20 protein-coding genes and 3 pseudogenes are annotated in these 20,363 nt (G+C 67.6%); 8 read left to right on the forward strand and 15 right to left on the reverse strand.

The features are described 5' to 3' along the window. The first annotated feature begins 147 nt into the window (after window positions 1–147). Window positions 148–312, forward strand: a complete 165-nt coding sequence (locus AB0L65_RS53435) for a hypothetical protein (protein WP_364263551.1) — start codon at window positions 148–150, stop codon at window positions 310–312. 595 nt (window positions 313–907) lie between these two features. Here the strand turns inward: AB0L65_RS53435 and AB0L65_RS53440 are convergent. From AB0L65_RS53440 to AB0L65_RS53470, 7 genes are all read right to left on the reverse strand, one after another. Continuing rightward, window positions 908–3,610 carry a thiopeptide-type bacteriocin biosynthesis protein gene (locus AB0L65_RS53440; protein WP_364263554.1) on the reverse strand — a complete coding sequence of 901 codons (2,703 nt, stop codon included), beginning with the start codon at window positions 3,608–3,610 and terminating at the stop codon, window positions 908–910. Next, on the reverse strand, window positions 3,603–5,372 hold the full coding sequence (locus tag AB0L65_RS53445) for an ABC transporter ATP-binding protein (protein WP_364263557.1): 1,770 nt from the start codon (window positions 5,370–5,372) through the stop codon (window positions 3,603–3,605). The genes AB0L65_RS53440 and AB0L65_RS53445 overlap by 8 nt, the downstream gene beginning before the upstream one ends. Beyond that, entirely contained in the window at window positions 5,365–7,008 is a 1,644-nt protein-coding gene (locus AB0L65_RS53450; protein ID WP_364263560.1) for an ABC transporter ATP-binding protein, read from the reverse strand. Before AB0L65_RS53450 ends, AB0L65_RS53445 begins: the two co-directional genes overlap by 8 nt. Further along, complete coding sequence (locus AB0L65_RS53455; protein ID WP_364263563.1) at window positions 7,005–8,492, reverse strand: hypothetical protein; 1,488 nt, start codon at window positions 8,490–8,492, stop codon at window positions 7,005–7,007. Before AB0L65_RS53455 ends, AB0L65_RS53450 begins: the two co-directional genes overlap by 4 nt. Window positions 8,493–8,556: 64 nt before the next feature. Continuing rightward, window positions 8,557–8,712, reverse strand: coding sequence for a hypothetical protein (locus tag AB0L65_RS53460; protein WP_364263566.1), 156 nt, complete (start codon window positions 8,710–8,712; stop codon window positions 8,557–8,559). Between the two features lie 18 nt (window positions 8,713–8,730). Beyond that, entirely contained in the window at window positions 8,731–9,834 is a 1,104-nt protein-coding gene (locus AB0L65_RS53465; RefSeq protein WP_364263569.1) for an HEXXH motif-containing putative peptide modification protein, read from the reverse strand. A gap of 61 nt (window positions 9,835–9,895) precedes the next feature. Beyond that, window positions 9,896–10,174: a hypothetical protein gene (locus AB0L65_RS53470; RefSeq protein ID WP_364263572.1), complete on the reverse strand. Its 279-nt coding sequence runs from the start codon at window positions 10,172–10,174 to the stop codon at window positions 9,896–9,898. Window positions 10,175–10,584: 410 nt separating this feature from the next. On the opposite strand from AB0L65_RS53470, the gene AB0L65_RS53475 reads away from it, so the two are divergent. The 3 genes from AB0L65_RS53475 to AB0L65_RS53485 are packed head-to-tail and all read left to right on the forward strand — an operon-like array spanning window position 10,585 to window position 12,353. After that, the gene (locus AB0L65_RS53475) at window positions 10,585–11,583 is read left to right on the forward strand and encodes an RNA polymerase subunit sigma-70 (RefSeq protein WP_364263575.1); all 999 of its coding nucleotides are present in this window, start codon (window positions 10,585–10,587) and stop codon (window positions 11,581–11,583) included. Between the two features lie 5 nt (window positions 11,584–11,588). Continuing rightward, entirely contained in the window at window positions 11,589–11,846 is a 258-nt protein-coding gene (locus AB0L65_RS53480) for a hypothetical protein (protein WP_364263578.1), read from the forward strand. 21 nt (window positions 11,847–11,867) lie between these two features. After that, window positions 11,868–12,353: a DUF6069 family protein gene (locus AB0L65_RS53485; RefSeq protein ID WP_364263608.1), complete on the forward strand. Its 486-nt coding sequence runs from the start codon at window positions 11,868–11,870 to the stop codon at window positions 12,351–12,353. Here AB0L65_RS53485 and AB0L65_RS53490 read toward each other — a convergent pair. Together AB0L65_RS53490 and AB0L65_RS53495 are read right to left on the reverse strand one after the other, a co-directional pair. Then, a pseudogene (locus AB0L65_RS53490) lies at window positions 12,344–12,457 on the reverse strand (helix-turn-helix domain-containing protein); the annotation flags it as partial. The gene AB0L65_RS53485 and the pseudogene AB0L65_RS53490 sit on opposite strands and share 10 nt — an antisense overlap. A gap of 134 nt (window positions 12,458–12,591) precedes the next feature. Further along, window positions 12,592–13,029, reverse strand: a complete 438-nt coding sequence (locus AB0L65_RS53495; protein WP_364263581.1) for a MarR family winged helix-turn-helix transcriptional regulator — start codon at window positions 13,027–13,029, stop codon at window positions 12,592–12,594. A 91-nt stretch (window positions 13,030–13,120) separates the two neighbouring features. Between AB0L65_RS53495 and AB0L65_RS53500 the strand changes: the two genes are divergently transcribed. Continuing rightward, a complete protein-coding gene (locus AB0L65_RS53500; RefSeq protein ID WP_364263584.1) occupies window positions 13,121–14,152 on the forward strand; it encodes an NADP-dependent oxidoreductase in 1,032 nt (343 codons plus the stop codon). Next, window positions 14,149–15,003: an NAD(P)H-binding protein gene (locus AB0L65_RS53505; RefSeq protein WP_364263587.1), complete on the forward strand. Its 855-nt coding sequence runs from the start codon at window positions 14,149–14,151 to the stop codon at window positions 15,001–15,003. Before AB0L65_RS53500 ends, AB0L65_RS53505 begins: the two co-directional genes overlap by 4 nt. A 39-nt stretch (window positions 15,004–15,042) precedes the next feature. Here the strand turns inward: AB0L65_RS53505 and AB0L65_RS53510 are convergent, their stop codons facing one another. The 5 genes from AB0L65_RS53510 to AB0L65_RS53530 form a co-directional block, all read right to left on the reverse strand. Next, window positions 15,043–15,654: a vitamin K epoxide reductase family protein gene (locus tag AB0L65_RS53510; protein WP_364263590.1), complete on the reverse strand. Its 612-nt coding sequence runs from the start codon at window positions 15,652–15,654 to the stop codon at window positions 15,043–15,045. Further along, complete coding sequence (locus AB0L65_RS53515) at window positions 15,635–16,372, reverse strand: thioredoxin domain-containing protein (RefSeq protein ID WP_364263593.1); 738 nt, start codon at window positions 16,370–16,372, stop codon at window positions 15,635–15,637. The genes AB0L65_RS53510 and AB0L65_RS53515 overlap by 20 nt, the downstream gene beginning before the upstream one ends. A gap of 210 nt (window positions 16,373–16,582) precedes the next feature. Then, complete coding sequence (locus tag AB0L65_RS53520) at window positions 16,583–17,809, reverse strand: trypsin-like peptidase domain-containing protein (RefSeq protein ID WP_364263596.1); 1,227 nt, start codon at window positions 17,807–17,809, stop codon at window positions 16,583–16,585. Window positions 17,810–17,909: 100 nt separating this feature from the next. Then, window positions 17,910–18,809, reverse strand: coding sequence for a cation diffusion facilitator family transporter (locus AB0L65_RS53525; RefSeq protein ID WP_364263599.1), 900 nt, complete (start codon window positions 18,807–18,809; stop codon window positions 17,910–17,912). Continuing rightward, a complete protein-coding gene (locus tag AB0L65_RS53530) occupies window positions 18,809–19,222 on the reverse strand; it encodes a metalloregulator ArsR/SmtB family transcription factor (protein WP_364263602.1) in 414 nt (137 codons plus the stop codon). The genes AB0L65_RS53525 and AB0L65_RS53530 overlap by 1 nt, the downstream gene beginning before the upstream one ends. Window positions 19,223–19,391: 169 nt before the next feature. On the opposite strand from AB0L65_RS53530, the gene AB0L65_RS53535 reads away from it, so the two are divergent. Beyond that, window positions 19,392–19,745, forward strand: a complete 354-nt coding sequence (locus AB0L65_RS53535; RefSeq protein WP_364263605.1) for a hypothetical protein — start codon at window positions 19,392–19,394, stop codon at window positions 19,743–19,745. Window positions 19,746–19,807: 62 nt separating this feature from the next. Beyond that, a pseudogene (locus tag AB0L65_RS53540) lies at window positions 19,808–19,966 on the forward strand (carbonic anhydrase); the annotation flags it as partial. On the opposite strand, the pseudogene AB0L65_RS53545 reads toward AB0L65_RS53540, so the two are convergent. Beyond that, window positions 19,903–20,363 (reverse strand): annotated as a pseudogene (locus AB0L65_RS53545) (hypothetical protein); the annotation flags it as partial. The pseudogenes AB0L65_RS53540 and AB0L65_RS53545 overlap by 64 nt on opposite strands.

Raw genomic sequence — 20,363 nt, forward strand, 5'->3', positions numbered from 1 at the left:
CCGCTCGTGACGCGCGGCCCGTTCCGGAAACGATCGTCCGGTATCCGGATCGCGCCGTAGGCCGTTCGCTTATCGGATAGTCCGGCATTCCAGCTCTCCGTACGATCCACTGCAGGAGATCGAGAGACACGAGCATCAGGAGGAAAAGTGCGCAAGAGCGTTCTCGCCCTGGCCGCGACTTTGGCGTTCACCGGGGCTGGACTCGCATTCGCCGCCGCTCCGGCGAGCGCCGAGAACCGCGACTTCTCAGCCGGCAACCGCGACTTCTCGGTAGGCAACCGCGACTTCTCGGTCGGGAACCGCGATTTCTGAATAGGCAACAGCGAAGCTCCGGTCGCCGGCCAGGAACAACGGCCGGCGACTGAGTAGATCCGATATAGCTGATAAGGCGTGCAGTTTCCTGCACACCGCGCTGTGCCTGATGATGGGTTCGGGAGCCGCGGCCGGCGTTCAGCGTGACTCGAAGGGGTTGAACCCCCACGGCTCGCCGCGCTCACGCGGCTCGAGTTGGTAAGCCCGCCAGATATCGGCCTCGGTCAGCGGTACCGGCACGCTGTGCCGCAGCCGTCCGCTGCGGGCTCGCTCACCATAGGCACGGCGGCGTACGACAGGTCCGGTTCGGCCGGTCGGCGGCGCGCCGGTCACCAGTGACGGCGGCCTGGCCGACGTCAGCCAGGCCGCGGACGCGCTCACGTTCGGTCGGCGACAATGCGGCCGGGTGCGGCTTGCGCGCTCTGGTCCGGGCGGACTTGAGCTGGGCTTTGGCGGTTCTTGCGGTATCAGGTGGCCTGCGGAACCTCAGCCGCCTGGCACGCCTTGCGCCGTCCGAGCTCGATGATCGACTCGTCCTGGGCGACCTGGAGGAGCCGGTTCACCGCTCGCCACTCAAAGGGCGCTGGAGGAAGATTCACTGAGATCGCCTCTCTGCCCTACTGGAGCGATGGCGGCCCGAAAGCCGTCGCTGAGTCTCCAGTAGCCACAGCGCTCCCACTTGCTCATCGGCCGGCATTATGCCGCGTCTGTTCAGATGCATATGGGTCAGGCTGCGGACCACGCCGATATTGCCGGCCACATCTGAGAGGCTGTCCGGCGTGCGGGTTTCATACAACCCTCGAATGTGCGTGAGCCAGGGCGCTTGCCCCTCCGTCAGCAAGTTCATGAGCTCCTTGCGGGCCTCATGCGCACGTCGTCGTGACACCTTCCGAGCCGGCGGCCCCGCGCTCATGCGGGTCAGCACCTCAGTGACGACATCAGCAGGAGCGCGCAAAGAGCCGAGATAGAGATGGGTCAAGGCGGCCGCCAGCACGGCCCTGTCCTGTTGCGCCTGCCGAAGAGGTCTGAGGCAGGCGAGTGCGGATCTGCTGTCTTCGCAGAAGGAGCGTTCGCAGGCTTCCAGGCCTTCAGCACCCCCATATCGGCGGGTCTCCGGGCGGTAGGGCTCAATGGAGAAGGTGGTCACGAGGTCCCTGCCGGCCAGTACCCGAAGCACCTGACTCATTTCGATGACATTCGCGTCCTCGCTCCGGATCCTGATTCGGAGATGCCGGACGGGATCGTCGTACCGGACGAAGAACCAATGCGCCTTCCGGCGCTCAAGATGGTTACCGAGGACGCGGATCACCTCGTCCTCGTCATCGGGATCCGCGACGATGTGGAAGGCCCACCACCGGTCGCCAGGAAGGTGCACGACCGGCTCGGTCACCTGGGAGACGTCCGCCGGTATGCGGGGATGTTCCGTGTTGACCATGGTGACGACGAATTCGACGGGGCGGTCGGCCATCTCGCTGACAAAGGACTCCTCGACCCATTCACGTCCACGGCGCCTTTCATCCGCGAGGAGATCCCGATGCAGGGGATTTTCAAGGTCGAGCAGAAGCCGGGTATCGCCCTCCCCGACATGCACGTACCTGGGCATCGCCGGGCCGCCGAGCGCTGCGTCGATCCGCCACCTGGCCGGGGAGACGATCAGTTCGCCGATCTCCACCCGCGGCAGCGCACTGTTCGTCGCGAGCAGGGCGCCCCAGTCCCAGCCGGGAACGGCAGTGCCGTAGGTGGACACCCGATGGGCGAAATCCAGTAGTGGGGGCGCGTCACCGGTATTGACCAGGTGGTGGGTACGTGCGACGACCTTGCGCCCGTCAGTCCGCGACCGCAGGTACGGCACGCTATCCGAAACACCGACCACCAGGTCGGCGGGTCGTGTCACGGGCCGTTCCGCGGTTGAGGGAGCCGACGACCAGGCGAGCAGCCCTTCGTAGGGAGAACAGCCGGTGGCGAGGTTGCGCAAAGCGTCCTGCCAATAGTCGATGGCCAGGAAAAGCGCCTCCGAGCCCTCACGACGCACCGCCGCCGCGACATGTTCCTCTACCCGCGGGTCCAGTCCGGCGAAGCGTGAAAAGGCCCGGCCGCCGGGGCCGGCCGATCCTCGTGGCCCCAGCACCCAGCCCGTCTTGGTCCGTTGGACGAAGACGTCGTACGACACGGCAGCCCGGCTCAGAACAGGCAGGGTGGCGACGTCCTCCGGAACGATCGAGACCCTGTTCGCTGCCGCCCGCCGGATCAGGGCAGCCCGGAGTGCTGTCAGTCGCGGGGAATCGGTCACGCCTGATGCCGGTGGCCGTTCCTCGTCCAGCACTCGCTCAAAGGGGACCTCCTCATGCCCGAAACGTCGTGCGAACCTCTCTGCGAAGTCGGCGATCCACTGGTCCGGCTCTTGCGCCACGGCCAATCGCAGGAGGACCGGCAGGGCCGCGAGCAGGGCGTGCTTCAGCGCGTTCGGTGCTCGGCCGTCCACGGACATGGCCAGATCCATGGCCAGGCACGCGCGGGCATCCCGCCAGTCAAAGACCTCAGTCGCCTTCTTGACCGCGTCGATCCCCTCCCCGAGAGGATATTGCTCGAGGTGACGCAGCAGGGGAGCCCGATAGCCCAACTCGTGTGGCGCAGGTCGACGTGCAGAGCTCACCAGCAACCCGCCCTCCCGCAGCCGGCTGACGAAGGCGCGAGGATCGAGGATCCCCGGGTCCGTGAGGTGAACCAGTTCGACAACGGAGTCGATGTCACGTGGCTCGGTGCAGTAGTCGCAGATCGTGTCGACGGCGGGGAGTCGTCGTACCGAACGCATGGTCACGTTGTTACCGGGCGGCGCGAACAGGATCCGCCGAGCGGTCACCCGCCGGCTCGGGTTCACCTCGACCGTGGCAGCGGTGCTGTCAGCGAGACGGCACGCCACGGTGGCGTCCAACCGGACCCTCTTGGTGAAGGCGCGTGGGCGGATCTCGCCCTGGTCCGCGCCCCAGGTGGTGAAGCCCGTGGCGGCGAACAGACCGAAGGGCGTGGGACGATGGCTCATACGGTTGACGTACTTGAGGAAGGTCCGCTGCATGCGCTGCCGGGCCTCGGGATCGGGCTGCCAGGCTCCCGACGCATAGAGATCCAGGCGGCTCGCGAAGCGCGGGTTGGCCACCCAGACAGCCTCGGCCAGGACGGCGTTCGACCACAGCCGGAGGATGGGATCCCCCTCGTGGCTGTGGTCTCGCATGTCGTACGGCAGGACGGGCATGCGGACCATCACGAGCGGTAGCGCCGACCACGCTTCTCGCTCAGGCATTCGGCGTATGCTCCAGGCTGCTGCCGGTGTTCCAGACGCGCCACAGCCTTGCGTAAATGTCGTCGCGGCGGAGCAGCTCGTCATGGGAGCCCACCTCAGCGATACGGCCGCCCGACATGGCGATGATCTGGTCCGCCTGGGCGGCCGTGTCCAGCTTGTGAGCGATCTGGATGACCGTGTGGCCACGAAGTGAGCGGCGGAGCACGTCGTCCAGCCGCCGCCGCGTCGTTCTGGGGAGCGCGGAGGTGGCCTCGTCGAGAATGAGGATCGCCGGGGGATTCAGCAGGATTCGAGCCAAGGCGAGTTGCTGCGACTCCGCTGGAGTCGGGACATACGCCTCTTCTCCCAGCTCGGCGTCGATACCTCCGTCCAACCGCGAGATCCAGGACATCGCGCCGGTGGCTTCCAAAGCGGCGGTCACCTGCTCGTCGGTGGCTGCAGGCATGAACAGGCGCAGGTTGGCCGCGGCGCTCCGTTTGAAGACGTGGTCTTCCTGAGTGACCAGCGCGATGTGACGGCGCAGAACGCTTGTCGGAAAACTGGCGATGTCGGTGCCGCCGACAAGTATGCGTCCCTGCGACGCGGGCTGGACTCCGGCGATGAGCAGAGCCAGGGTGGTTTTGCCTGCCCCTGACGGGCCCACGATGGCCGTTCTTGTGCCGTGTTCGATGCGCAGGTGGGCGTCTTCGACCACGGGATGGCCCGGCTTGTACGCGAAGGTCACGCCTTCCACCACCACCGATCGGTCGATCGGTTCGGCGCCGGACTCCTCGATCTCCCACGGCGTCTCCGGCACTCCGACGATTCTGGCCAGCCCGGCTGAACCACTCTGAAACTCGTCGAACCAGTCGGCGAGGTCGTCGAGCGGCCCGATCAGGGCTTGCGTGTAGAGGACAACGGTTGTCACCTCGCCGACGTCCGCCAGCCCGATGCCGACCATCCACGCCCCGACGCCGGCGGTGACGACCAAGGGCAGGAAATAACCGATCTGTACGAGGGGAAACCACCGGGCCGACAGATCGACAGGGGTGACAGCAGCGTCCCTGGCCTCGGCCACGCCGGAAGCGATCAATCGACCACGCCGGCCGCCAAGGTCGAACGCCTCTACCACCTGTGCGCCCTGCGCGGTCTCCAGCACCAGGGTAGACAGCCGTGACTGGGCGGCGAGCTCGTTCTGATAGGCCTTCCGGAGCCGCTTGGCATACCTGCGCGTCGCCACCACGATGATCGGAACACCGACCAGCACCGTCCAGCCCAGCAGAGGGTTGGCCACGAAGGAAGCGGTGACCGTGAGCACCAGTGTGAGCAGCGCGGCCACCGTCTCCGGCAACCCGGATCTCACGACCTCATGGATGACCTCCATGTCGTTGGTGGACCGGGAGAGGATCTCACCCGTCCCCACGCTCTCGACCCGCTGCAACGGCATTCGCAGTACGCGGCTGACGAACGTCTCGCGCAGATCGGCGAACACTCTCTCGCCCAGCCTGAAGGCCGACTTCCTGGCGAAGAACACCAGGACGCCCTGGAGCAGGACACACGCCGCGATTCCCGCGACGGCGAGGTCAAGGGGAAATCCTGGCGACCTGTGCGCGATGCTGTCGACGACATCGCCAAGGAGCATCGGCGGCACCAGCCCGACGGCCACCGCCACAAGGTAGAGGCAGACGACGGCGCCCAGTGTGCCGCGGTTGGACCTCAGCAGCCGCAGGACTTCGGCGCGGATCCTCGCGTTGTCGGCTGTCGGCAGGGTGGCGTCAGACATCCTGGATCTCCCGTGCGACCACGGCTCGGTAGGTCTTGCAGGTCGTCAGCAGCTGACGGTGGGTTCCGCTGACGAGGTCGCGTTCCAGGTAGAGCACCCGATCGGCAAGCTCCAGGAACGCCGGGCTCCGGGTCAGCACCACGGTGCCCGATTTCTGCCGGAAGGAGCGTAGGCGCGACGCGACCTCCTGCTCGGTGGCGCTGTCCAGTGCCTCTGTCGGCCGTACCATGACCAGATAGGGGCTCTGACGTGCGAGAGCGGAGGCGAGAGCCAGCCGTTGGCGCTGACCGCCCGACAGATTGCGTGCACGCGGTCCCACCGTCAGGTCCAGGCCTTCGGAGCTCATGGTCAGCAGGTCGTCGCAGACGGCTGTGCGCAGGGCCTCCAGCACTTCGTCATCGCTGAGACCACCGGTCGATTCAACGGCCTCACGGATGGTTCCGGAGAAGAGGAACGGCTGCGCGCCGTGATAGAGCACGGTCTTGCGTACGTCGGAGCGAGGGGCTTCGGCCAGTGCGGTGCCGCCGATCGAGGCTCGCCAGGCGGGATCATCGGCTCGCAGCCCCGCCAGGTGTTCCGCGATCCGCGTCTCGTCGGCCGGCGATTCGGGAACGACGACGACCAGCTCTCCCGGTCGGACCACGATTCCCGTACGAGGTGTGGTCAGTTCACCTGTGAGCACGCCCGGTTCGCCCACGGGAAGCCGCTCCCGGTCGGGGCCTCCCAAGCAGGCGTTGTAATTCTCTATCGCGACCAATGCACCGGCCCGGGTCCTCACGAAGTCTGAGACCGATCCAACGGGCTCGACCAGGAACACCGCCGCGGCACAGAACGCGACCAGTGCGCCTGGTTCGATCTCGCCGCTCAGCGCCAGTCGTCCGCCGGCCCAGGTGACCAGAATGAGCAGCAGGTTCGGCAGAAAGACGGCGGAGGCCGACAGCAGCGCTTGGGTGCCTCCCACCGCGACGCCCGCTCGGAGCGTCTGCTTCGACACGACCCGGTAGTGCTCCTCGAAGGTGGCCTGCGCCCCGAGACCACGGAGCACCCGCAGCCCTCCCGCGAGGTCGACCCCCAGTTCGTTCAGCGTGCCGAGAAGTTTCCTGTGGGCCCGTTGCCGGCCCTCCAGCGGCACCGCGATCCTTGTGGTGAGGACGGAGACGAGCACGACGCCGAGCAGGACGGCCCCGCCGAGCGTCAGGGACTCCGCGAGCAGGTACGTGGCGATCACCGCCATCGCGGCGATCGAACCGAGCAGCCGTGCGATGGCATTCGGGAAGCCTCCGATCGCGTCGGTGTCGGAGTTGACCGAGGTGCCCAGCTCGCCCGTGGAGCCCCGCACCCCTCTGGTGACCCGATCGCCCAGACGGGCCTTCAAGTCGAATGACACCCGGATCTTCAACTTGGCAGCCACGACATAACGGGTGATCGATGCGGCGATGGTGACCGCCGCCAGCATGGCCAGGAGCGCAATCGAACCCACAAGGCCGGAGGTCGTGTCGATCAGAATCGCGAGAATTCTGCCCAGCGACCATGGGATCAACGCTTCCGCGCCCCATTGCACCATGGCCAGCCCGACGAGAAGGCCGACCGTCCTCTTGTTCTCCCGAATGGGGTCCGACAGCGCAAGGTGGTTCACGACTGCTCCTCGGCATCCGCCTCAGGGGGTAGGAGGGGGATCTCCTTCACGTCCGGATAAAGCGCTCGCAGGGCATCCATTCCAGCGACGCGGCCGATCTCGGCGAGGAGGTCGGCTGCGGCGTCGAGGAATGGTCCCCTTCGTGATCCCGCGGCGAATTTGAGCAGACCGCGCGGCTGGCTGACACGCGGGATGACCGCGTCGAACCGGTGCGATCGGAAACCGAAGCTCGCGCCGTGGACGAGGCGGATTCCTCGGGTGGCGGCCACGTGGCGCAGCACACCCAGGACGAACCCATGATTGGCGACGCTGTCCTCGGCGCTGTCCTCGGCCAGCTCGATGATGACGAACGGGGCGTCGCGGATGATGTCGTTCTCCGAGGCGAGCGAGGGGTGAACCACCGAGCTGAACACGCCGCTGACCGTTGCCAGTCTCTCGGCGACATATCGATTGTTGGCGTACACCTGGCCCGCGTGCCGTCGATGCCAGGCCGGGCGGAACAGGAAGGGAGCGTCCAGCGCCGCGATATCGGCGGCGCTCGGCCCGGCACCGGTCACCCCACGCACCAGCCGCAGCACTTTCGCCAGTTCGCCCGCCCGCGGCACCCCGCCGACCATCCCTTGATGATGGAGGACATTGGCGACGCCGAGATTGGCCAGTTCCAGCCCCTGCTGGTCGAGTTTGAGCGCCGAGCGCACCTCGATGAACGTGACAGCGTCACGACCCGCCATCGCTTCCAGCACCTGCCGCATCGGCCAGGCCGGGGAGATCAGCGTGGTATCCGCGATCACCACCCGGGGGCGAGCCGGATCTTCCGCCCAGGCGCGCAGCCACCGCCGCAGCGGCAGAACATCCAGAGTGCGGCTGTAACGAACCGGCTCGATGAGGAGCACGTCGGCGCCGGAAAACGATGCCGGGTCCGTCAATGCCGACGGCGGGATCTTCTTGTGAGAGACGGCGGAAGACGCAAGGTACTCCAGGAGGAGGTCGGTTTCGAAATAGTCACCCCAGTATGCGATTTTCAACGGGTGTGCCTCGGTCGGGTGCATCATATGAATGAGCGATTGCAGCACATGGGTGAGTGCGGCCATTCCGCTGGAGAAGGCGACGCTCTCCAGCGCCCATCCGGTGGGAACACGCTCCGCCACGGCAGCAGCCAGCCGTGCTTCCAGGTGAGAAGCCGTCATGTTCCGTTCATAGCTGTGGTCGAGCTCGCACCCGCTGGGCAGTACCGTCCGGAGCATCGTGTCGGGCGAGCGGAATCTCTGTTCGCTCATCGCGTGAGCGCGTCTCAGCAGGAGCGACCTGAGTGTCTCCGCGGCCCGGTCGAGCTCGTGTTCGGCCAAGATGCCCCGAGTGACGTCGACGCCCGCGAGTCGGTGGTGAAGCAACCGCCAGTCCGGCAGGTCCTCGTAAGGCAGCTCCATTATCTCCCGGACAAGCTCGGTGAGCAGGTTCTGCTCAACCGCCAAGAATTCATCCATCAATCCTGCTTGATGATAAAGAGGCGTGCCCTGCCGCCGTGGCGGCAGGGCACGCCGGAAGGGGTCAGTTGGTCTTCGGCTTGTTCATCGCCAGGATCGTGAGGTCGTCGCGGATCTCGCGGATCTCGGTGCCGACCACGGGGGTCTCCCGGATGTCGAGCGATTCCACATCGGCGAACAAGTCGGCCAGATCCCGTTCCAGCAGTTCAATCTCATTCATTTGGCTCCCCTTTCTTGGCTAACCCGTGGCGGACGCCGCGGGTCGTCTGTAAGCGGATGAGGCGTAACTCCCTTCATGGCCGGCAAGCGCGGAGCCGTCGGGCAGAACGACGGCTCCGAGAGCGTCGTGCGCCCTGTCCAGCCAGTGGAGGAAGGCCAGCCCGTCCTCGCCGAGTTCGGTCCGGGCGCCATCCCCATGCAGGCCTCGTCTGAACTCGCGCGCCCGCGCCCATGCGACCGCGGTTCTGTGCAGAATCTCCGGGTCCGGTTCGGCACAAGAGCGACGGCGGGTCAGCAACGCCAGGTAGAGCAGAGTTTGGTGCACGTACACGTGGTAGGCGCTGATGGCGCGATCGGCACTGAACCGGCGGACTCTCAGTGCGTCCCCGCTCCAGGGGATGGGAATGGTGTGACTCTCCGCGTCCACGTAGCCCGGCCGGAAGATCGTGCGGGCAAGCCCGATGTCGAAGAGCTTCTGGTGGAGCGACTCATGCAAGATCGACTCGGCGGCATCGTAGACATTCCGCAGCGCGGACACATTGACGAAAATCAGCTTGGGCGTCTGGGCGAAGTGCCCGCTGATGATCGCTCCGGTGAGCGGCACGAGACCGTAGGCGCACCGCATGACGTCGGGAGCGACCACGGGCAGGGCTTCGGCGAGCAGGTCCATCGCCTCGTCGGCGGCCCGCGCCAGATCGTCTCCGACCTCAGCGGCTTCCACCAGAAGGTTTTCGCCGTCCGCGACGGTCTGGGCGTTCCAGCGGGACAGGACCTCCTCGCCGGCGCACGTGCCCCGCATGGCGCGGCATACGCGAGGGCGGAGATGCCTGGACCGCGACTCGTCGACGGCGAGCTGCCCGTCGCTGCCGCTTGCGATGGTCAGGAAATCGTTGATGGCCGCATGAGCGGCTTCCTTCCGCCCGGCTTGGAATTCGCGGAGCGCGAGATCCAGAGCACCCCGGCGCAGGGCCTCAAGCTGAGGGGCCGCACAGGCGTTGAGCGCCTCCCGGTCGATCTGCATCACATCGGCGCACAGTCTGCCGAGCCCACGGTAATAAACGTCGGCCGTCCGGTCGGCGTTGTCGCCATCGCCGAACATTCCTGTGCCCAGGTGGCTCTCCACCTCCGAAACCGTTGTCTCCGCCTCAACAGCCGATCGATGCACTGGTGTCGACGACACGGTATTACCCTTCCAGGGAAATCAGATCGTGGGCCGCGAGTTGACGTAGTTGCTCGTTCACCAGAGCAATGCACTGATCGATGTGGACCGCAGGCATGATGTGAGAAACGCGCTGCGCCGTCGCCGCCGCGGTCTGGCCGTCGCAGATCTCCAGCAAATAGAGCTTGAATCTGTCGACGATCAATGTCGCGACGGGTTTGCGAACGAATATGAAGGCGCCTGTCAGATCGGCGAAGCGTTCCAACTCCCAGCCCATGGTCCGGCGAATAACAGAATCGGCCATGTGATTCCCGAAGGTCGCAGTTCGTCTCCGACTACCGACCATAGCAATGTCGTCGATTGGCTGACAAGGGGATTTTCTGTTATCCACTCGGGCTTGTGAGCGGCTCATGCCGGATTTGGATTGGACGCTCCTATTTTCGTGGGATCGTAAATATTGTGCGATATTGCTTATGGTTTGACCTGGATATTTTGCGATAAGGTCAGGCCTGAATCGATCTTGATGTGCGGTGGGGGTCCCGGTGTCCGGGCGTGAGGGCCGCAGCGTTCTCGGCCGGTGGGTCCGCGCTCTCCCCGCCGTACCGCGCGTCGTGCTCCGCCACCGGATCAGCCATGCCGACCGACCCAAGTGATGAGTTGTCGCGCCCGCACCCGTCACACCTACGACGGGACACGAGGCGGAAGGATGACGTGATGAGTGCGGACACGCGGCTGGAGGAACTGGGCGTGAGCGGGCTGGGCGAGGTCGACGAGCCGGCGTTCTCGGGGCTGGCGGAGCGGCACCGGCGGGAGCTGCACGTGCACTGCTACCGGATGCTCGGGTCGTTCGAGGATGCCGAGGACACCGTGCAGGAGACGTTCCTCCGTGCCTGGCGGCGGCGGGAGACCTTCGAGGGGCGGTCGACGTTCCGGGCCTGGCTGTACCGGATCGCCACCAACGCCTGCCTGGACCTGCTCGCCAAGTGCCGCCCGGAGCCTGCGACCGGCGGCGAGGTGCCGTGGCTGCAGCCCTACCCGGACCGGCTGCTCGACGAGCTGCCCGCGGGTGACGCGGACGAGCCGGAGACCGTCGCCGTCGCGCGGGAGACGATCGAGCTGGCGTACCTGGTCGCAGTCCAGCACCTCGCGCCGCGCCCGCGGGCCGTGCTGATCCTGCGGGACGTGCTCGGCTGGCCGGCGAAGGACGTCGCGGAGCTCCTCGGGGACTCCGTCAACTCCGTGAACAGCGCGCTGCAGCGGGCCCGCGCCGGCATGCGGGAGCACCTGCCCGCCGAGCGGCAGGACTGGACCGGCGGCGAGGAGGACGCCGGGACGCGCGAGCTGGTGCGCCGCTACACCGACGCCAGCGTGGCCACGGACATCGACGGGCTCGCCGCACTGCTGCGGGACGACGTCCGCTGCTCGATGCCGCCCACGCCGGGCCTGTACGTCGGCCGCGACACGGTGGTGAACGACTGGGTCGAGAGCGGCTTCGAGGACATGAAGCACCTGCGCGCCGTCCCCACCTCCGTGAACCGGCAGCCCGCCGTCGCCTTCTACCTCTGGCGGGAGCGGGAGGGCGCGTACCTGCCGCTGACGATCGACGTCCTGCGCGTCACCGGCGGGGAGATCACCGAGATCGTCACGTTCCACGACGACCGGTTCCCGCGGCTCGGGCTGCCGGAGCGCCTGCCGGCGGACGGCACGGAGTAGTCCCGGTGCGGACGCTCGCGCTGCGCGGTGGCGCGCGTGTCGCGGTGGTCGCGGAGGAGTGGTACGACGCGTTCGGCGTCGTCACCCGCGGGCGGGTGCAGCTGGAGTTGCGCGACGGCGAGCCCGGGCCGGTCCTCGGACGCGGCGCCGGGTTCTGGCTCCGCGGCACCGGCGTCCGTGCCCTGCGGAACCCCGGCCGTCGCACGGCGATGGTGCACATTGTCGTCCCCGGGGCCAGGACCGTCACGCCAGTTACCGAATGATGGAGGAACGACATGAACAGCATGAATGACACCGGTGGCGTCGCAGGCCCGGCATCGGGCCAGACCAGCCACACCCACCGACTCCGCGGGCTCGCCGGCACCGGCGTCATCGCCACGCTCGCGGCGATGGTGGCCGCCACCCTCGCCGCCGCGCTTGCCCAGGCCGTTGGCGTCGATTTCGAGGTCCCCGATGGTGGCGAGGCGATCCCGTTGGCCGGGTTCGCCGTGGTGACCGGCTTCTTCTCGGTCGTGGGCATCGTCATTGCCGTCGCTCTTCTTCGTTGGAGCGCTCGCCCCGCCGGGCGATTCGTGTGGACGGCGGTGTCGCTGACCGCGATCTCGTTGGTCCCGCCCTTCCTCTCCGGGGCGAACACCGCCACCATCACCGCCCTCCTCGTGCTACACCTCGTCCCTGCGACGGTGATGATCCCCACCCTGGCGCGGAGCCTCCGGGCGATCCACGTGACGAGCCCGGCGTCGGGGGTCCTCACCTTTCCCGTGCAGTAACGATGCAGGGTAGACGAGCTGACGTAGGTCCTGCGGGACAGATCGGCATAACTCTGCCCGCTGCGCTCCTTCAGAGCTCGCAGAAGTTCGGCAAGAGCCAGCATCCCGGGCCGATCATCCCACACCGTCCCACGAGGGTCCAGGAATCCCAGGTCAGAGGCAGCTCGGCAGCCCACTCGTCCCGACGGCCCAGCGTTCGTTCTCACCGGGCGGGATCTTCAGTCCCTTGCGGCACCACTCACGGTTTGGCTGTTCCGTTGAGGGCCTTGCGGAGCAGGGTGGCCAGTTGGTCCTGTTCGCGGGCGCTGAGATTGGCGGTGGCGGACCGGGCGAACTCGAAGGACTCCTCGAAGGCGGCGTAGAGGGCGGTTCCGTCGGGGGTTCGGACGATCTGCCGGGAGCGGCGGTCGTCGGGGTGGGGGTGCCGGCGGACGAGATCGCGCGCCTCGAGCCGGCTGACGATCTGGGTGATGTTGGATGCGTCGCAGCCGAGTTCGTCGGCCAGTTCCCGCATCCCGATCTGCCGGGTGAGCCGCCCGAGCACACAGGCCTGCGCCACGCTCAGCCCGTGCTCCAGGGCGGCGGTTTCGTAGGCGCGGTCGTAGGCATCGACGAAGTCGAACATCGCCCGTTCGGCATCGGTCGAGGCGGTGACGGGCCCCGTGGGTACGGCCATAGGGCCACTCTACCAAGAACTTGATGCAATCAAGTATGTATGTCAAGGTAGATGCTTGAGTGAATCAAGTATCTATGGGAAGGGCATTCCGATGACGGTCACCAGCAGGGGACGGGCACGGGCGTGGCACCTGACACGACGGCCGCCGGCGCAGGCGTCAGCAGACGACTTCGCGCTGGTCGAAGCCCAGATTCCCGAATTGCGGCCCGGCCAGGTCCTGGTACGCAACACACACCTGTCGGTGGACCCGTACATGCGTGGCCGGATGGACGACCGCCCGTCCTACATCCCTCCGTTCCCGCTGAACGCGCCGCTGGAGGGGGGAGCGGTCGGCGTGGTCGTCGAGTCCCGCGCGGACGGCGTCAAGCCGGGCCAGGTGGTCGAGCACTTCCTGGGGCTGCGCGAGGCCACCGTGATCGATGCGGCCGGGGTCGTCCCGATCGACACCGGCGATCTGCCCGCCGAAACCTATCTCGGTGTGCTCGGTGTGACGGGCCTGACCGCTTGGCTGGGTATCACCCAGGTGGCGTCGGTACGATCCGGCGACACGGTGTTCGTCACCGGAGCGGCCGGGGCGGTCGGGAGCATCGCCGGTCAGATCGCCAGGCTGCGGGGAGCCAAGCGGGTGATCGGCAGCGCGGGATCGTCCGCCAAGGTCCGCCATCTGGTGGACGACCTCGGTTTCGACACCGCCTTCGACTATCACGACGGTGCGGCCGGTGAACACCTTGCGCAGGCCGCGCCGGATGGCATCGACGTGGTTTTCGACAACGTCGGCGGTACCCAGTTGGAGGCCGCGATCGACCAGCTGCGGGTCGGCGCCCGGCTGGCCCTGTGCGGGATGGCCAGCCAGTACGACGGCCGGGAGCCGTACGGCCTGCGGAACCTGTACCAGCTGGTCACCAAACGGGCGACCGCGCGCGGCTTCCTGGTCACCGACCACCAGGACCAGATGCCCGCCTTCCGCACGGAGGTGGGTTCCTGGGTGCGCTCGGGTGAGATCGTCCACCGGCAGACGGTGCTGGACGGCATCGAGCGGGTGCCCGAAGCCCTGCTGGGCCTGCTGCACGGCGGAGCGCCCACGATCGGCAAGGCCGTCGTGCGGCTCGAGGAGCAGGCATGATCCGTACAGTGCTGGTGACCGGAGCCCGAGGCAAGACAGGACGCGAGGTGACCGCCCGGCTACGCCGCTCCGGGATCCTCGTCCGCGCCGGGTCGACGCAGCCCGTCAGGACGCCGGCCACCGGGACCGATCCGGTCCGGTTCGACTGGCACGAGCAGGCGACCTGGCGCGAGGCGGCCACAGCCGTGGACGCGATCTACCTGATGCGCCCCGACCTTCCCGCCGCCCCCGAACTCGTCGCCGGCCTGATCGAGGTGAACCCGGACGCGCACGTCGTCCTGCTGTCCGAGCAGGGAGCCGAAACCCTCTCGCCGGACCACTGGGCCCGTCGGGTCGAGGACGCGGTCGCCACCCGGGCCGCTTCCTGGACACTCCTCCGTCCGTCCTGGTTCCACCAGGTCCTGACCGACCCCCGGTTCTACCGCGACGCCATACGGGACGACCACGTCCTGAGCCTGCCCTCGGGGGGCGCCCCGATCGCGTGGGTGGACGCACGTGACATCGCCGACGTCGCCGTGGCCGTCCTCAACGCGCCGGAGGAGCACCACGACCAGGCGTACACGATCACCGGTCCGGAGCCGGTGCCAGTCGCGTCCGTCGCACAGGAGCTCTCCGCGCGCCTCGGCCACCGGATCCGCGCCGAGGACCCCGCCCCGCAGGAGACCCTCCACGGCCTCGACCCGTGGACAGCGGACATTCTCGACGACCTCTACCGCCGTGTCCGACATGGTGGCTTCGGCGAGGTCGCGGGGGCCGTGAAGCAGATCTCCGGACGTGAGCCCACGTCGATACGCGAGTTCATCGACGCCCACCTCGACGAATGGAGGACAAGCCCGATGCCGGTCCCATAGTCGCGTGCCGGCCGGGACTGGTGATCGTCACCGAGACGACTACAGCAGACTGCTCCAGTACGACCAGAACCGGATCCCGATCAACGTGAGGATGGCCAGGTACCAGACCGTAAGCGTCACCGTGTGGTATTCAGTCAGCTTGCGCCTCGTTCCGCTCGACGCGCCACTGAGGTTGTGCAGGCTGACGTACCAGAAGATCGGCATGGTCACCGCCCAGACAACCATGCAGTACGGGCAGAGCGCGCCGATGACGTAGAGGCTCTGGAAGATCAACCAGTGGATGAAAACCGCCCCGGCGATCACGCCCGCCTGCAGCCCGAGCCAGAACCAGCGGCGTGGACGTGCACCCGCCAGGAGCGCCGCCCCTACGGCGGTGACAACGGCGAACCCGGCTATGCCCAGCAGCGGGTTGGGAAAGCCGAGCAGCTCTGCCTGTGGCGTACGCATGATCGAGCCGCAGGACAGGACCGGGTTGATGCTGCAGCTGGGCACGTAGGCCGGGTTCTTCAACAGCGCGATCTTCTCGACCGTCAGCACGAACGACGCTACGAACCCGATCAAGCCGCCGACCAGCAGAAGCCGAGGCAGGAGCCGGGGGAACGGATCGGTGGCCGCCCGCGGCTCGTCGAGCTTACTTGGCGAGCGCAGCATCGATGGCCGCCTTGAACTCGTCGGATGAGCGCGGTTCGATCTTCTTCTCGTTCAGGAAGAACGTGGGGGTGCCCTGGACTCCCAGAGCCTGCCCGTCGGCTGCGTCCTTCTTCACCCGGGCCAGCGTGGCCGGGTCGTCGTAGGCCTTGTCCCAGGCTGCCATGTCCAGTCCCAGACGCTGAGCGAGTTGGCGGAAGAAGGGATCGGCCGCCACCTTCTTCTCAGCCCACTGGCTCTGGGTCTCGTACATCTGCTGGTACATGGGCTCGAACTTGCCCTGCTGCGCGGCCGCCTCGACCGCGCGGGCGGCCCGTTCGGCGTTGAAGTGACTGGCGATCGGGAAGTATCGCGCCACGAAGGTGACCTTCCCGGCGTACTGCTTCCGGATCTCCTCCACGGTCGGGAAGTACGCCTTGCACGCCTCACACTCGAAATCGAGGAACTCCACGAGCGTGACCTTGCCGTCAGGGGCGGTCTGCAGCTTGTGGCTGTCCTTGCGGACGAACTGGGTCTCACCTGCCGCCAGCTGCCCCGCCTGCTCGCCGGCGGCGTCCAGCCGGTTGATCAACACGAACGCGGCCACGACCATGACGAACACGCCGACCACCACGAGCGAGACCTTGAGATTGCGGCGGCGAGCGTCCTGCCGTCTACCCTCCTCCCGGACCGCCTCTACCTTGGCGCGCCGGGTCTCGGTCCGCTCTTGCTCTCGCGACACCTGCAACTCCTCCCAACCACGTCTGATCGGCCCGGGGTGGCCGAAGTTCTACGCAGTGTAGAAGATGCGGGCATACTCTCGACATAAATCGCTTTGGGCTGCTGTCGGTTCGGCGTCAAGCTCGATGGTCGGGCGGCGTCCGCTGCGGTCGCGCAAGATGAGGTCAGACCTTCTCCTGATGGACAAGGTCCGACGGGCAGGGGAGTGCCGCTACTTCTTCTCTTGGAGGGTGACGGTGACCTCGTTGAGCTTGCCGTCCCTCATGTACGTGATCTTGACCTGTTGGCCCGGTTTGAAACCTCTCACCTGCCCCACCACTGTTTCCCCTGCGTCAACCGTCGTGTCGCCGATCTTGGTGATCAGGTCTCCCTGCTTCAGGCCCGCCTTGTCCGCCGGGCTCCCCGCGGTGATCTGCCCGATCAGGGCGCCGGGAACGTCGCCTGTCGCGTCGGTGACGCTCACGCCGAGGAACGCGTGGGTGACCTTGCCGCTGCTGATGAGCTGCTCGGAGACCTGCTTGGCGGTGTTGACCGGGATGGCGAAGCCGACGCCGCCGCCCGCGGCGTTCGAGGCGATCGCGGTGTTGATGCCGATCAGCTCGCCGGTGGCGTTCACCAGCGCGCCGCCGGAGTTGCCGGGGTTGATGGCGGCGTCGGTCTGAATGGCGCCGCCGATCGTGGTCCCAGCGCTCTGCGGCTGCTCCTGGCCCAAGCCCGGCGGGATCTGCTGCCGCTGGTCAGGGCCGGTGGTGAGGGTACGGTCGAGCGCGCTGACGATGCCCGCCGTAACCGATCCGTCCAGCCCGAGCGGGCTTCCGATGGCCAGCACCGGGTCGCCGACCTTGAGCGCGCCGCTGTCGCCGAGGGTGGCCTTGGCCAGCCCGGAGACGCCTTCCGCCCTGATGACGGCGAGGTCGGTGGCCGGGTCGGTGCCGACCACGCCGGCCTTGGCCGTCTTGCCGTCGCTGAACTTGACGGTCATCTGCCCGCCGCCCTGGCTGGCCCCTTCGACCACGTGGTTGTTGGTGAGGATGAGCCCGTCCGGCGACAGCACCACGCCGGAGCCCTCGCCGCTCTGGCCCTGGATCATCACGACGGTCGGCTGCACCTTGGCCGCGACATCGGCCACCGTGAGCTGGTCGGCGGCCGACTTGAAGACAGGACTCGGCGCGGCGGCGGTGGCCACCGGCTCGGGCCGGAACGCGTTGGCGACGACGGCGCCCACAACGCCGCCGCCGATGGCCATGGCGGCCAAGGCCAGCGCGGCGACGGCCCTTCGACCGACACCGAAACCGGGCTCATTCACGGGAGGCGGCGGCGGTGGCGGCTGCTCCATGACGATCGTGTCACGTCGGGGGAAGCCCCCGGCCACCGGCGGTGCACTGCCGAACTGACTCCACCCGCCGGTTCCCTGCTGATGGGGCTCGCTCACGTTCATCCGTCATCTCCTTGAGTCCCGATGCTCTCGAAGGGTGTCAGGAGTCGCATAAGAGGCGGTTAAGCCGATGATCCAGGTGAGACAGAGCCTCGGTAGTCGGTTACCAGCCGAGTTCGTCGCAGCCGGTGTGGTCGGCGGGTTCGACCTGGAGGGTGGCGTGGGCGACGCCGTGGCGGCGCAGCAGCACGTCACGGGCCTGGTCCAGGACGGCGTGGTTGCCGTTCTGGTCGGCGGTGACGAGGTGGGCGGTGGCGACGTTCATGCCGGAGGTGAGGGTCCACAGGTGCAGGTCGTGGACGTCGCGTACACCGTCGATGGCGGCCAGGTCCTGCGCGACGGCGGTGGCGTCCATGCCCTCGGGTACGTGCTGGCCGAGCACGGCGAAGACCTGGCGGCCGAGCGAGATGGCGCGTACGGCGACGAAGACGCCGATGGCCAGGGCGACGACGGTGTCCCAGAACGTCTGTCCGGTGGCGGAGACGAGCCCGCCCGCGATGATGACGCCGACGGATCCGGCCGTGTCGGCGACGACCTCCAGGTAGGCGCCCTTGACGTTGAGGCTCTCGCCGGCGCCTGAGCGCAGCAGGAGCAGGGCGATGAGGTTGACGACCAGGCCGATGGCGCCGACGACGAGCATCGGGCCGGAGGAGACTTCGGCGGGTCCGCCGATCCGGCCGACGGCTTCGGCGACCACGTAGAGGGCGACCCCGAGCATCAGCACGACGGCCAGCAGGGACGCGAACACCTCGGCCCGGTACGAGCCATAGCTGCGGCGGCCTGTGGTGTCCGGCCGGGTGGCGATCCTGGTGGCGACCAGGGCCGCGCCGAGGGTGACGACGTCGGCGGCCATGTGCCCGGCGTCGGACATCAGTGCCAGCGAGCCGGAGATCAGGCCGTAGGCGAGTTCGACGACGAAGAAGGAGCCGATGAGTGCGAAGGAGACCGCCAGGCGCCGGCGGTGCCGGCTTCCCGCGTGCCCGTGTCCGTGTCCGGCGCCCATCAGGTGTTCCCGTCGCGTTCGGGGTGGATGGCGTCGGTGTGCTCGGTGTGGGCGAGAGCCAGGTCGAGCAGCATCCGTACGTGCGGGTCTTCCAGCCGGTAGTAGGCCATCCGGCCGGAACGGCGCGCGGCCACGATCCGGTGGGCGCGCAGCAGTCGCAACGCATGGGAGACGGCCGATTCGCTCTGGCCGGTCACCGCGGCCAGATCGCACACGCACAACTCGCCGTCCAGCAGCGCCACCAGCAGTCTCAACCGGTTCGGATCCGACAGCAGCCCGAAGATGTCCGCGGTGTCAGTGAGGTCCTCGGCGGCCGGCATCCGCTCGCAGACGGCGGACACCCTGTCTGCGTCGACCACCTTGACGGCACAGCCGTCCATCTTCAACACACGCTCATCTGAAGATTCGTTCATATAATCAAGATAGGGCGTTGCCTGGACGCCGTGTCAAGAGCGTCCGTTTTGTTGGCTGATGTCGCGCAGGGCGACGTGACTACTATCGGTCAGCTTTCCATCCGCTTTATGTCACGACGAATATCGTGTGATCGTCTGGGAGCCAGGGGTGATCGGGGGGAACGCGGCGGTGACGAGGCCGGCCTCGAGCGCGCTGGTGGCGCTGGCCATGACCCTTCTCGCCATCATGCTGCTCTCCCACGGGGTGCCTTCCGCGGATGATCCGTACGCCCCCGCGACCGCCGTGGCCGCGGGCGAGACGAGCCACTGCGATCACTTCCCGACCTCGGAGGAGAAGTTCGGCCACGCCTGGGCCCTTGACCGCCAGCGGGCCGGCCGGCCTCTCGATGCGACGAGCCCGTCGGACGCCATGGTGCCGGAACCCGCGGCGCCGGCGCTCACCACCGTGGCGGAGGCCGAGGACCCGCCGTACGGGCTGCGCAGACAACCCAGCGGTGCGTTGCTCCAGGTGTTCCGCTGCTGATCGGGGTCGCCCGAGCGCGCGGGGCGGCCCCGTCCCGTACGACGCCGCCCGTCGCTCGGTCCGTGAACGTACGACCCCAACGGCTCCCCTCGTTGTTCACCGGAGCCCAGCCGGGCGAGCTGTTCGAGCTGCGCACGGCCGGCAACATCATCCCTCGTTACCTGCCGGGGCACTCGTCCGGCGAGGCCGCCACCGTCGAGTATGCGGTGGAGGTGCTCGGCGTCTGCGACATCGTGGTGTGCGGGCACTCGCACTGCGGCGCGGTAGGCGCGCTGGTGCGGGGAGCGGCGTGGTTGTCGCTGACGGTCATCTCGTCGCGTGGCTGGGCGTGGTGGGTGGGGCCGTGGGGGTCGGCGCAGTGCGGTTCGAGGGGGCGTGGGGTGCCGTTGTCGTCGAAGGTGTGGCTGTCGGGTGTGGCGTGGTCGACCTGCAGGGTGGTGTGTTCGATGCCGTGGCTGTGGCGGAGGAGTTCTTCGATGGCCAGGCGGGCGGCGTGGCAGTCGGCGCCGGGGGTGACCAGGATGTGTGCCGAGAGGGCGGCGTATCCGGAGGTGACCTCCCAGATGTGGAGGTCGTGTACTTCGACGATGGTGTCGAGGGTGGCGATCTGGCGGCCGA

The organism is Nonomuraea sp. NPDC052116 (genome assembly GCF_040680035.1).
In the GTDB taxonomy this organism is placed as follows: domain Bacteria; phylum Actinomycetota; class Actinomycetes; order Streptosporangiales; family Streptosporangiaceae; genus Nonomuraea; species Nonomuraea angiospora_A.